15 protein-coding genes are annotated in these 13,097 nt (G+C 29.1%); 8 read left to right on the top strand and 7 right to left on the bottom strand.

The genetic code is table 11. The annotated features are described in order from the left end of the window. The first annotated feature begins 11 nt into the window (after positions 1-11). The 3 genes from FGQ49_RS01780 to FGQ49_RS01770 are packed head-to-tail and all read left to right on the top strand — an operon-like array spanning position 12 to position 2,003. The gene (locus FGQ49_RS01780) at positions 12-659 is read left to right on the top strand and encodes an HAD-IA family hydrolase (protein WP_138268212.1); all 648 of its coding nucleotides are present in this window, start codon (positions 12-14) and stop codon (positions 657-659) included. Between the two features lie 23 nt (positions 660-682). After that, complete coding sequence (locus tag FGQ49_RS01775) at positions 683-1,330, top strand: HAD-IA family hydrolase (protein ID WP_138268211.1); 648 nt, start codon at positions 683-685, stop codon at positions 1,328-1,330. Positions 1,331-1,346: 16 nt separating this feature from the next. Then, positions 1,347-2,003: an HAD-IA family hydrolase gene (locus FGQ49_RS01770; RefSeq protein WP_138268210.1), complete on the top strand. Its 657-nt coding sequence runs from the start codon at positions 1,347-1,349 to the stop codon at positions 2,001-2,003. Between the two features lie 12 nt (positions 2,004-2,015). Here FGQ49_RS01770 and FGQ49_RS01765 read toward each other — a convergent pair whose 3' ends face one another. The 6 genes from FGQ49_RS01765 to lspA all read right to left on the bottom strand — a co-directional run bounded on the left by FGQ49_RS01765 (position 2,016) and on the right by lspA (position 6,578). Further along, entirely contained in the window at positions 2,016-2,792 is a 777-nt protein-coding gene (locus FGQ49_RS01765; RefSeq protein ID WP_138268209.1) for a TatD family hydrolase, read from the bottom strand. Further along, positions 2,785-3,156: an FtsB family cell division protein gene (locus FGQ49_RS01760; RefSeq protein ID WP_138268208.1), complete on the bottom strand. Its 372-nt coding sequence runs from the start codon at positions 3,154-3,156 to the stop codon at positions 2,785-2,787. The genes FGQ49_RS01765 and FGQ49_RS01760 overlap by 8 nt, the downstream gene beginning before the upstream one ends. Continuing rightward, positions 3,065-3,640: a spore cortex biosynthesis protein YabQ gene (gene yabQ / locus FGQ49_RS10780; protein ID WP_138268207.1), complete on the bottom strand. Its 576-nt coding sequence runs from the start codon at positions 3,638-3,640 to the stop codon at positions 3,065-3,067. Before yabQ ends, FGQ49_RS01760 begins: the two co-directional genes overlap by 92 nt. Then, positions 3,640-3,921 carry a sporulation protein YabP gene (gene yabP, locus FGQ49_RS01750; RefSeq protein ID WP_138268206.1) on the bottom strand — a complete coding sequence of 94 codons (282 nt, stop codon included), beginning with the start codon at positions 3,919-3,921 and terminating at the stop codon, positions 3,640-3,642. The genes yabQ and yabP overlap by 1 nt, the downstream gene beginning before the upstream one ends. 80 nt (positions 3,922-4,001) lie before the next feature. Next, positions 4,002-5,990 (bottom strand): excinuclease ABC subunit UvrB, encoded by a 1,989-nt coding sequence (gene uvrB / locus FGQ49_RS01745; protein WP_138268205.1) that lies wholly within the window; start codon positions 5,988-5,990, stop codon positions 4,002-4,004. 126 nt (positions 5,991-6,116) lie between these two features. Then, complete coding sequence (lspA, locus tag FGQ49_RS01740; protein WP_138268204.1) at positions 6,117-6,578, bottom strand: signal peptidase II; 462 nt, start codon at positions 6,576-6,578, stop codon at positions 6,117-6,119. A gap of 133 nt (positions 6,579-6,711) precedes the next feature. On the opposite strand from lspA, the gene FGQ49_RS01735 reads away from it, so the two are divergent. Then, positions 6,712-7,920, top strand: coding sequence for an AI-2E family transporter (locus FGQ49_RS01735; protein ID WP_138268203.1), 1,209 nt, complete (start codon positions 6,712-6,714; stop codon positions 7,918-7,920). Between the two features lie 7 nt (positions 7,921-7,927). On the opposite strand, the gene FGQ49_RS01730 is transcribed toward FGQ49_RS01735, so the two are convergent. Then, positions 7,928-9,241, bottom strand: coding sequence for a CCA tRNA nucleotidyltransferase (locus FGQ49_RS01730; protein WP_138268202.1), 1,314 nt, complete (start codon positions 9,239-9,241; stop codon positions 7,928-7,930). Positions 9,242-9,398: 157 nt separating this feature from the next. Here FGQ49_RS01730 and FGQ49_RS01725 point away from each other — a divergent pair, with 157 nt between their 5' ends. From FGQ49_RS01725 to FGQ49_RS01710, 4 genes are all read left to right on the top strand, one after another. Further along, entirely contained in the window at positions 9,399-10,418 is a 1,020-nt protein-coding gene (locus FGQ49_RS01725; protein ID WP_138268236.1) for an alcohol dehydrogenase catalytic domain-containing protein, read from the top strand. Positions 10,419-10,583: 165 nt separating this feature from the next. Next, a complete protein-coding gene (locus FGQ49_RS01720) occupies positions 10,584-10,892 on the top strand; it encodes a hypothetical protein (RefSeq protein ID WP_138268201.1) in 309 nt (102 codons plus the stop codon). A 45-nt stretch (positions 10,893-10,937) separates the two neighbouring features. Then, positions 10,938-11,723 carry a glutamate 5-kinase gene (gene proB / locus FGQ49_RS01715; protein WP_138268200.1) on the top strand — a complete coding sequence of 262 codons (786 nt, stop codon included), beginning with the start codon at positions 10,938-10,940 and terminating at the stop codon, positions 11,721-11,723. Between the two features lie 5 nt (positions 11,724-11,728). Then, positions 11,729-12,982, top strand: coding sequence for a glutamate-5-semialdehyde dehydrogenase (locus tag FGQ49_RS01710; protein ID WP_171020556.1), 1,254 nt, complete (start codon positions 11,729-11,731; stop codon positions 12,980-12,982). Positions 12,983-13,097: the final 115 nt, after the last annotated feature.

Raw genomic sequence — 13,097 nt, 5'->3', positions numbered from 1 at the left:
GGAGAAGTAATATGGGATACAAATACGTAATATTTGATCTTGACGGAACAATCGTAGATTCACAACTTGGCAGTTGTAAGGGGTTCCAAGGTGCACTTAAAGCATACGGAGTAGAAGAAAGTTTGGAAAATATAAAGAAACTTTTAGGTCCTCCTTTATCTAAAACAATTATAACAAAATACGGTTTTAGCGAAGAAGACGGAAAAGCAGCAATGAAACTTCATATGAATTATCTTAAAACAAAAGGTATTTACGATGCTCAGTATTATGATGGAATGTTTGAAATGCTTGATAAGCTAAAAGAAAACGGCATTAAAATAGCCATTGCTACAAATAAACCTGAAGAAATTTCAATAAAACAACTTGAACATTTAAAACTAAAAGATTATTTTGATTTTATAGTTGGTAATAATGAAGAACAAACAAGAGGAACAAAAGCAGAATTTATAAAAATGGCTATGGACGCTATTGGCGTTAAGGATAAAAAAGAAGCTGTTATGGTAGGAGACAGATACAATGACCTTGAAGGCGGCGTTGAAAATGGACTTGACACAATTGGTGTAACTTATGGATATGGTTCAAAAGAGGAAATAGAAAATTGTAAACCTACTTACATTGCAAACACACCTCTTGAAATAGCAGATATTGTATTAAACTAATAAACATTAAATGAGGTAATAAAATGAGATATAAATATGTAGTATTCGATTTAGACGGAACAATTTTAGATTCACATGAAGGTATTTGTAAGTGTTTCCAAAAAGCACTTAAAGCATACGGAGTTGAAGAAAGCGTTGATAATATTAAAAAACTTTTAGGTCCTCCACTTTCAAGAACAATCATAACAAAGTATGGTTTTAGTGAAGAAGACGGTGCAGCTGCAATGAAAATACATATGAAGAGACTTAAGGAAAAAGGTATTTATGAATGTAAAATATATGATGAAATTCCTGAAATGTTAAAGACTTTGTATGATAATGGCGTAAAAATGGCAATTGCTACTAATAAACCTGAAGAAGCATCTGTTTTACAATTAGAACATTTAAAACTTGCAAAATATTTTGATATTATTGTTGGTAATAACTGGACTCAAACCAGAGGTTCAAAAGGCGATTTTATAAGAATGGCTATGGACCATATGGGTGTAGAGGATAAAAGTGAAGTTTGCATGGTAGGGGACAGATACAACGACCTTGAAGGTGGTGTTGAAAATGGACTTGATACAATTGGTGTAACTTACGGATATGGCTCTGAAGAAGAAATTGTTAATTGCAAACCTACTCATATTGCAAAAAAACCTTCTGATATTGCTGATATTGTATTAAATTAATAAAATATATGATAATATGAAATTTAAATATCTGATATTTGATTTGGATGGAACTATTTTGGATTCACATGAAGGTCTTTGCAGGTCATTTCAATCAGCACTTAAGGCTTATGGCATAGAAGAAAGCATTGGCAATATAAAAAATCATTTAGGTCCTCTTTTATCTGAGACGATAGTAAAAGTTTACGGTTTAAGTAAAGAAGATGGAATTGAAGCTATGAAACTTCATAGAAAAAGACTTATGGAAAAAGGTATTTATGAATGCAGTGTATATGAAGGAATTCCTGAAATGTTAAAAACTTTAAAGGATTATAATGTAAAACTTGCTATAGCTACAAATAAACCTGAAGAGGCTTCTGTTTCTCAGTTAAAATATTTTGATCTTATAAAATATTTTGATGTTGTTGTTGGAAATAACTGGGATGAAAATAGAGGAACAAAAGGTGAATTTATCAAAATGGCAATGATGGAAATGAAAGTAAATGATATAAGCAGGGTATGTATGGTAGGAGACAGATACAATGATATTGAGGGAGGTAAAGAAAATGGACTAAGTACCATTGGTCTTACTTACGGATATGGTTCAAGGGCTGAACTTGAAAAATATAAACCTGACTATATAGTTTCTTCTCCTATGGAAATATGTGATATCGTATTAAAAAAAGGAATGTAAAACATTCCTTTTTTATTTTATTCTAAATAATTCTTTTGCATTATTATTTGTAATTTCAACTAATTCTTCATAACTTACGTCATTAATCTCTGCAAGTTGTTTTGCAGTGTGTTTTACATAGGAAGGGTCGTTTCTTTTTCCCCTATGAGGTACCGGAGTAAGATAAGGACAGTCTGTTTCAATAAGAAGTCTGTTTAAAGGCACAGCTCTTGCCGCATTTCTTACATTTTCAGCATTTTTAAATGTAACGCTTCCGGAAAAAGATATATAAAGCCCAAGTTTTAAATATTCTTTTACCATTTCCGCAGAAGCCGAACAAGAATGAATGATTCCTGTATTATTACCTAAATATTCTTTTAAAATATCATATGTATCTTTTACGGCGTCTCTCGAATGTACTATGATAGGTTTATTTAATTTATTTGCAGCTTTGATTTGTTTTATAAATACTTCTTTTTGAATATCTCTTGGAGAATTGTCATAATAATAATCAAGTCCTATTTCTCCATAAGCAACTACTTTTTCATTTTCTTTTATAAGCTTAATAAATTCATTTTCAAGAATTTCGTTATAGTCTTTGCTGTCATGAGGGTGAAGCCCTACCGATGCATAGAAAAAATCGTATTGTTTACTAAGCTCAATGGCTTTTACTGACGATTCAAGATCATAACCGACATTCACAACCCCATCCATATTTTCATTTTGTAATTTTTTTATTACATCTGTTAAGTCTTTATCAAAAGCTTCATCGTTAAGATGTGCATGTGTGTCAAATAAAAAACTACTCACTTTTATTGTCCCCTTCGTTTGTTACGTATACTTTTTCATCGGGATATATAAGTCCCAAATATTTTTTTGCAAGGTATTCTATATATGATTTGCTGTTTGAATTCTCAAGTTCTTCACTTAATTCTTTTGACTTTAAATTTTCTTCTTCTATTTGTTGAGAAAGTTCTTCTTTTGTTTTGTTTAAAGTATAATATTTATACTCAAGCGTAAGCATTCTGCCCGCAAAAAGAACAAAGGTAACAATTAGAATTAAAGTTATAACTCTTTTTTTCTTACCCGCACGTCTTTTTTTTCTTTTTACTATTCTTCTTTTTGCGTCTATGCTGTTGTTGGTATTTTGTAAAGAATAATTTTCTCTTCTCATTAATACCTATTCCTTCTTTTTTATATATTCTGAATGTATTATAACTTATTTTTATTTTTAATGGAATAGATAAAATATGTTTTAATAAAGTTTTAATTTTTATTATTGGACCTTTGTATTTATTTTTTATTCTATTTTTTTTCATGTTTATTTTTCTTTTTATTTTTTTGTTTGTACGTCCTATTTTTGAAGTAATAAAAAATAAAAGTTTTTTATAAATAGGGGATATTATAAAGTAATAAGCTACAAATCCCATAATAAAACTTACAATACTATAATATCGTAATTCAAAATATGTGGTTTTAAAGAATAAGTCAATGGTAAATACTGCTCCTACAAGGCAAAAACATAAATCCGATAAATTTATTTTTTTTGTTATGGCATAAACTATTATAGTTATTGTGTGATACATGATTCCTAAAATAAAACCTCCGTAAAAGGTTTCAAAAAGGATAAGGTATTGAGAATAAATAGTATCAGTCATTATTTGAATATCTTGGAAAATAATCCTGAGGATTTTTCCATAAATGTTATGTCATCATCATAATTTAGAGCATATATATTTCCGTTTAATGCAATTTCTCCTTCTTCTAAATTTAGTTTTTCAATTTTTAATTCTTCTCCGTTTATGGTAAGAATTCCAAGAGATGTTTCAAGAACCACCGTTTCGTCATTAAAGTTATGAACATCAAGACAATCATTTATTTTTAAATTGCCTCTGTTGTATAATTCAAGTCTTTGATCTGTTATATTTTTGTTGTCCATAGTTTTTCTCCTAAAAATATTATTTATTAATATATATTGGCTTTATAAAAAAATAGAACAAAAAAACTCCCTTATGGAGTTTATTTTGTTTTTAATTTTTTTAATTGTTCAATTTCATCTCTGACTTTTGCAGCAAGTTCAAATTCAAGATTTTTAGCATATAATTTCATTTGTTTTGTAAGAAGTTCAATTTCTTCATCAATATCTTTGTTAAAGTCTTTTTTATTTCTCTTTTGGATTTTAGCTGATTTTTTATCTTCGATATCTTCCATTGACAGTGCAGACATAGCATTATCCGTAGATTTTACTATTCCTTTAGGCGTAATGTTATGGTCTTTGTTATATTTTGTTTGTATTTTTCTTCTTCTTTGAGTTTCTTTTATGGCTTTATCCATGGAAGCTGTTATTGTGTCTGCATACATTACAACTTCGCCGTCTAAATGTCTTGCGGCTCTTCCTATTGTTTGAATAAGTGATGTTTCACTTCTTAAAAATCCTTCTTTATCGGCATCTAAAATAGCAACTAAGGATACTTCCGGTATATCAAGTCCTTCTCTTAAAAGGTTTATACCTACCAAAACATCAAAAACATCATCTCTTAAGTCTTTAATAAGCTTCATTCTTTCTATTGTGTCTACATCAGAGTGAAGATACTCAACTCTTATTCCCACTTCACTTAAATATGTTGTTAAATCTTCTGCCATTCTTTTTGTAAGAGTTGTTACAAGAACTTTTTCTTTTTTAGCAGTTTTTTCTTTTATTCTTCCTATTAAATCTTCAATTTGCCCTTTTGTTTCCTTAACGGTAATTTTAGGGTCAATAAGACCTGTTGGACGAACAATACATTCTGCTATTGTTGTTGATAAGTCTTTTTCATAATCATTAGGGGTTGCAGATACATAGACTAATTGATTCATTCTTTCTTCAAATTCTTCAAAGTTTAGAGGTCTGTTATCTAAAGCTGAAGGAAGTCTGAATCCATAATCAACAAGATTCATTTTTCTTGCTCTGTCTCCTGCATACATTCCTCTTATTTGAGGGACGGTAACATGGGATTCGTCTATGAAAGTTACATAATTTTTAGGGAAGTAGTCTAAAAGAGTATAAGGAGGTGCTCCCGCAGGAAGATTGTTTATATGTCTTGAATAGTTTTCTATTCCTTTGCAAGAACCAATTTCTCTTAACATTTCAATATCATAATTGGTTCTTTCCCTTATTCTTTGTGCTTCCAATAATTTCCCATTATCTTCAAATTCTTTTGCTCTAATTTTTAACTCTTCGCTTATTGATTTTATTGCCCTGTTTATGTTTTCTTCGTTTGTAACATAGTGGCTTGCAGGATAAATAAAAGCATGTTTTAAACTTCTTAAAATTTCTCCGGTAATAGAGTTTATTTCAACGATTCTGTCTATTTCATCATCAAAAAATTCCACTCTTATTGCTTCTTCACTGCTGTTTGCAGGGAATATTTCAACGCTATCTCCTCTTACTCTGAAAGTTCCTCTGTGAAAATCAATATCATTTCTTGTATATTGTATATCAATTAACTTTCTTATTACATCATCTCGTTCTTTTATCATTCCGGGTCTTAATGATAAAACCATTTCCTTATAGTCAATTGGGCTACCAAGTCCGTATATACAGCTTACAGATGCAATGATTATTACGTCATCTCTTTCAAATAATGCAGATGTTGCTGAGTGACGAAGTTTATCTATATCATCGTTTATGCTTGAGTCTTTTGCTATATATAAATCTCTACCGGGAACATATGCTTCCGGTTGATAATAATCGTAGTAGCTTACAAAATATTCTACCGCATTTTCAGGAAAGAAACTTCTAAACTCATTTGCAAGTTGAGCTGCTAATGTTTTGTTATGTGCCATTATGAGAGCAGGACGTTGAACTTTTTCTATTATTTTTGCCATAATATAAGTTTTCCCGCAGCCTGTAACACCAAGAAGTGTTTGATCTCTTTCGTTGTTTAATATGCTGTTAGATAATTTTTCTATTACTTCAGGCTGTCCTCCTGAAGGTTCAAAAGGTGAATGTACTTTAAATTTTGGCATTTTTTCTCCTTTTTAAAAATATTTTATTAACATATTTTATCATATAGTGTTTATAAAGTATATAACAAAATGAACATTTGTTCTTTTATTATTAAAATAAAAAGAATAAACTTTTGTCTATTCTTTTTAAAATATTTTTTCGTCTTTTGTAAAAATAACATATATACAAAATAGTATTGCCCCGATTGTAATAAATATATCTGCTACATTAAAAATAGCAAAATTTATAAGTCTAAAATCAAAGAAGTCTGTAACAAAACCATGGAAGAATCTATCTATGAAATTTCCAATTGCTCCTCCTAATATAAAAGCAAGACCGAAAGACATGATTTTTGATGTTTTTCCCTTTTTGATGCTTTTTAATAAAAAGAAAAATACTAGAAAAATAAATACTAAACTTACTACTGTTAACACTGCTGTGTTTTTTGAAAACATACTAAAAGCGGCTCCGGTATTTTCACAGTAAGTAAGATGGAAAACATTTTCTATTATAGGTATGCTTCCAATCGGCTTTAAATTATTTATAACAATATATTTACTTATTTGGTCTATAATTATACATAAAATTACAATTAAATAATAAATCATTTCAACCTCTTTTAAAATTATTAAAATTTTTTTAATTATATCATAAATTATATTTAAAAATAGGATTTTTAAATATTTTAATTAATATGTATGGTATAATATTATCCATAAATATTTAAAAGAGAGTGGTTTAATGAAAAAATTTAGAAACATAGACAAAAAATATAAAGAATATGCAATTCTGTTTACTCTTTCAGCTTGTTTCATTATAGCTTTTTATTTTGGAATTCAAAACATATCTTCTTTTCTTGAAGAATTAAAAGATATATGGAATATATTTTATATTCCGTTAAAGCCCGTTTTAATAGGTTTTATTATTGCCTTTTTCTTATATCAGCCGGTTGATAAATTACATGATATCTTAGAAAAAAGGACAAACATAAAAAAAGATGGAGCAAAAAGAGTTTTATCTTCTCTTATTGTAATGATTATAGCTCTTTTGATAATTACTTTAATTGTTTATATAGTTTTACCGAGTACCATTACAAGTATAAGTTCTCTTATAGCTTCTGTTCAGGAAAACATGGGGCAGATTGAAGGTTTTATCACAAGGTTAGCAAATCATCCTGTGTTTGTTAGTATTTGTAATATATTCAATATAGACATATCTACCTCAAATGGAATGAATGCTACAATACTCGATACTTTAAGTTTCTTTAAAACTTGGGTTGAAGGACTTGGTGCAAATTTATTTAATGCCACAATGAGCCTTGGTAAAACAATATATAATGTTTTTATAGCAATTTTTATAGCTTTATATATGCTTATAGACAAAGAAATTCTATTAAGTCAATTAAAAAGATTTACTCAAGCTATTTTGTCTGAAAGAATGTATGGAAGAGCTTCTTATGTTCTGGGACTTATGGATTATATGTTTTTTAAATTTTTATCCGGTAAAGCTATTTGTTCTTTAATAGTTGGGGCATTAGGTCTTGCTCTTGCAACATTATTTAAAATTAAATATGCAACATTAATTGCTTTTATAATAACCATAACAAATATGATTCCGTTGTTTGGTCCTATTTTCAGCGTAATACCTTGTTCTATTTTTGCCATGATTTCCGGTGGACCTGTTCAGGGGATTATAATGGTATTAATCATTATATTTATACAACAAATAGATCAAAATGTTCTTGCTCCGAATATTCTTGGTGATGTGGTTGGACTTAACGGTTTCTGGGTTATTGTATCCATTATTTTCTGTGGAAGTCTGTTTGGCGTTGTGGGTATGGTTATAGGTATTCCTATATTTGCAGTTCTTAAGATTTTGATTTCTCAGTGGCTTAGTGATAGAAAAGATGAAAACAAACCGCCATTACTTGAAAATAAAAAGCCTGAATAACAGGCTTTTATTTTTTTATTATTAACTTTTTTAACGTTTCTTTTTTATTTAAAGATGGAGCTTCAATTATTTTACTTAATAAATAATTTAATTTTTCTCCAATTTCTTTGCCTTCATATCCAAGTTCTATAAGGTCTTTGCCTGAAATATCAAGGTCTTTAATACTATAAGGTTGTTTTTCTTTTATGATTTTTTTTGTAAGAGTTAAAGTTTCATTGAAAATCTTTATATTGTTTTTAACCAATTCTTGATTCTTTGCACTGTCGTCTGCAATTCTTACTTTAATTAAATCAAAAAACAAATCTTCGCCTATTTTGTTTAACATTTTTTTTATATATTTAGGATCAGGTGCCATATACTTATCATGATTTTCTATTAATGTAAGTATTTTATGTTTTGTGTTATTGTCGAATTTAAATTCATTTAGAATTATTTTTGACTTTTCCCGGGAAATATCTGCATGATTGTAGAAATGGTCAACATTGTTTTGATCTGTCGTTTTCGTGTCAACTTTTCCTATATCATGTAGAAGCATGGTCATTTTTAAATGAAATACATTATCTATATTGTTAAATGTATTGTAAATATGTTCTCCAACACTACTCATATGATATTTATTATTTTGATAGGTATTAAAACAATCTTTTATTACAGGGAATAAAGTTGTAATAAATTCCATTTTGTTAATATCCATACCGCTTTCAAATATTTCTTTAAGCTCAGGTATGATTCTTTCTTTTGCAATGTTATTAAGTAAATTCATGTTTTTTAACATTGCATTTTTTGTTTCTTCTTCTATTTTCCAATCATATCTTCCTGCGAATCTATATGCTCTTAAAATTCTAATTGCATCTTCTTCAAATTTTTTATCCTTGTTTCCAATTGCTCTTATAATACCTTTTTGTATATCATTTACGCCACCGTATAAATCTATTAGTTTTTTATCATTATTATAAGCCATGGAATTTATTGTAAAATCTCTTCTGTATAAGTCTTCTTCTATTGAAGATAAAAATATAACACTTTTTGGTTTTCTGTTGTTTATATATTCTTGTTCTTTTCTATATGTGGTTATTTCAAAAGGTATCTTATCTATTAAAACAGTAACGGTTCCGTATTTTATTCCCGTTAATATTGTTTTATGGTCTTTGAATGTTTCTATTATTTTCTCTGGCTTTGCGTTTGTTGTTATGTCATAGTCCTTTGGTGTTTTTCCTAAAATTAAATCTCTGACACATCCACCGACAATAAAACCTTCAAATCCGTTTTCTTTTAATTTATTTAAAATGTATTCCGCTTTTGTATCTATCCTTAAATTCATAATATCCACCTAAATGTATTTTAACATTTAGCCTAAACATTTTAACAGTAGTTTTGTAAAATTTAATAAATTTATTTCTTGATGAATGATACCGTTTAATGATAAACTATGAATAGCATATTAATTTAAAGAGAGGTACGTTAAATTGAGAAAAGTAATGTTGCATGAACCGGGGGATTTAAGAATTATCGAATGTGAAAAGCCAAAACCTGGAAAGGGCGAAGTTTTAATTAAAAACGAAGTTTCTCTTACTTGTGGTTCTGATGTAAAAAGTTATTTAAGAGGATATGCAAAACATACACCTCCTTATAATATTGGACATGAAGCAAGCGGTATTGTTGATAGTGTAGGTGAAGGGGTTACTAAGTTTAAAGTTGGAGATAGAGTTGTTGCTCACAATTCTGCACCATGTAATGAATGTTATTATTGCAAAAAAGGTATTCATTGTATGTGTGAAGATTTCCTTGCAAATCAGTTGAAAAATGGTGCTTTTAGTGAATATCAACTTATTCCTGAAAGAATTGTTAAACAAAATATGTTCCATATTCCAGATGATATGAGTTTTAAACAAGCAGCTTTATTAGAACCTTTTGCATGTAGCGTATATGGAGTTTCTCAAGTTCCTGTTGAACAAGGAGATTATGTTGCAGTTAACGGATGTGGACCTTCAGGTCTTATGTTTATAAGACTTCTATATTTAAAAGGTGCGAGAGTTATAGCTTGTGACAGAAGTAAAGTTAGACTTGAAACAGCAAAAAAACTTGGTGCTTATGATGTGATTAATATAGATGAAGTTGAAGATCAAGTTAAAGCAGTAAAAGATCTTACACCTGAAGGAAGAGGTGTTGATGCAGCAATTGAAGCGGCAGGAAGCGTAAAAGTTTGGGAAATGTCAATTAATATGGTTCGTCCCGGAGGTTTTGTTTTATTATACGGCGGAACAAAAGCAGGAGAGGTTCTAACTGTTGACACAAAACTTCTTCATTATTCACAAGTTACAATAAAAGGTCTTTACCATACTACTCCTTTATACGTAAATCAAGCATTTGAACTTTTGAAAATGAAAGTAATAGATGAAAAAGATTTTGTATATAATGAATATAAGCTTGAAGATGTAAAAGAAGCTTTAATGAATCATCATGAAGGAAACGTAATAAAAAATTACATAACATATTAAAAACTTGGCTTTGCCAAGTTTTTATTTTATTTTTTCTTGCTTTACTTTATTAGGGAATTTTTATATAATAAATAAAAATCTGTATGACTATATTTAAACCGTATTTGTTTTAAAGTTTATAATAAATAACATATTAATTTTTGATTTTTAGTAAAGGGAAAAGCAATGGAAAAATTTATTACATTTATTCTTATTGGTATTATTCTTTTAGTATGCGGTATATTAAATATAAGGGGAAATATTTCCACTATTCATAGTTATAACAGAAGAAAAGTTGTAAAAGCTGATATTCCTAAATATGGTAAATGTATGGGGGTTGGAAGTTTAATAATAGGGTTCTCTTTTGTCGTTTGTGCTATTTTTGAACTTGTTTTTAAAACTGACATAATTGAGCACTTAGTTGTATTAGGGATAATAATTGGGCTAGTTATCATGCTTTACGGACAGTTTAAATACAATAAAGGTATTTTCTAGTTTATCAATAATAAAATTAATATAAAATAAAAATAAGGACATAATATGGAAAACGTAGTAAAAGCAAAAAAAATCGTAATTAAAATCGGAACATCCACTTTGACTCACAAAACGGGGAATATAAACATAAGAAGAGTGGAACATTTGGTAAAGATTATTTCTGACCTTAAAAATTCAGGAAAAGAAATTGTATTGGTTTCTTCAGGTGCTGTTGGGGTTGGAATGGGGAAACTTGGTCTTGATAAAAAGCCCAAAACAATATCAAAAAGACAGGCTCTTGCGGCAATCGGACAATGTGAATTAATGTATCTGTATGATAAGTTGTTTGGTGAATATAACCACAATGTAGCGCAGGTTCTTTTGACAAATGACGTTGTTGGTGAAAATGCTGATATTTCAAATATATATAATACTTTTGAACAGCTTTTAAAATATAATGTAATTCCAATAGTAAATGAAAATGACACTGTTAGTACGGAAGAGTTGGAGTTTGGTGATAATGATACTTTATCTGCCGTTGTAAGTTCAATAATAGGAGCAGACCTTCTTGTTATTCTTACGGATATTGATGGACTTTATACTGATAATCCAAAGAAAAATAAAAATGCAAAACGAATTGAAGTTGTCGAAGAAATTACCGATGAGATTATAGATTGTTGTGGTGGCGCTGTGAATAATCTTGGTACGGGCGGAATGATTACAAAAATAAAAGCAGGGCAAATTGCTTTTGAAAATAATTTTGATATGGTTATTCTTTCATCAAAAAATCCAAATGATTTATATAATTTATTCGACGGTGAAAACAAAGGAACATTATTTAAGGTGAGGTGATTTTAATGTTTAATATGGCAAGTTTGGGAAAGAAAGCAAAAATTGCAAGCAGAAGTCTTATGGATTTGAATACTGATAAAAAGAACGAGGCTTTAAGAAGCATTAAAGAAGAACTTATTCTTCATATGAAAGAAATAATAAAAGCTAATACAGAAGATATTTCTGCTGCGAAAATCAACGGAATAAAGGAGTCTATGGTGGATAGACTTATGCTTAACGAAGACAGAATAAAAGCAATTGCAGGCTCTATTGATAAAGTTATAAATTTAAGCGACCCTGTTGGGATTGTTTCCGGAGGCTCAAAAAGGCCTAATGGAATGGAAATCGTAATAAAAAGAGTTCCTTATGGAGTAGTTGGAATTATTTTTGAGTCTCGTCCTAATGTTACGGTTGATGCCGGATGTTTATGCTTAAAATCGGGTAATGCTTGTATTTTAAGAGGTGGCAAAGAAGCTATAAACACAAATACAAAGCTTGTGGAAATTATGAGAGGAGCAATAAGAAAAGCAGGGCTTAATCATGACATTATACAGCTTGTTACAGATACTGACAGAAAATATGTTTCTCAAATGGCGAAATTAACAGATTATATAGATGTTTTAATTCCAAGAGGAAGTGCAGGACTTATAAAATCGATAAAAGACATTGCAACAGTTCCTTTTATTGAAACAGGAGCGGGAAACTGCCATATATATATAGATGAATTTGCCGATAATGAAATGGCTGTGAATTTAACAGATAACGGGAAAACTCAACGTCCAAGTGTATGTAATGCTCTTGAAACATTACTTGTTCATGAAAAGAAAGCAAAAGAAGTTCTTCCTTTAATATATAATAGATTAAAAGAGCATAATGTTGAATTCAGGGGAGACGAAAAGACAATAAAAATCCTTGGAAGCAAGGCTGTTAAAAAAGCAACTGAAGATGATTATAAAACAGAATACAATGATTATATTATTGCTGTAAAGGTTGTTGAAAGTATTGAAGAAGCAATAAATCATATAAATAAATATTCTACAAAACATTCAGAATGTATAGTTACAAATGATATTTCAAGAATGAATATGTTCACATCAAAAATAGACAGTGCTTGTGTTTATGTAAATGTATCTACAAGATTTACCGACGGAGAAGAGTTTGGCTTTGGAAGTGAGATTGGAATAGCAACACAAAGAACTCTTCCAAGAGGTCCTATGGGATTAAATGAACTTACAACAATTAAGTATATTATTACCGGTAATGGACAAATTAGAAAATAAAAGAGCAGCTTTAAGCTGCTTTTTTTATATAATTTAGATAATTTATGCATAAATATTACAAAAAATTAATAAATATATATTTTTTTATAATAATGGTATAAAAAGTCTTTTAAAA

It is taken from the genome of Anaerofustis stercorihominis, assembly GCF_005844425.1.
GTDB lineage: Bacteria > Bacillota > Clostridia > Eubacteriales > Anaerofustaceae > Anaerofustis > Anaerofustis butyriciformans.
Note: the sequence above shows the minus strand (reverse complement) of the source record. Positions and strands in the feature narration are given on the sequence as shown.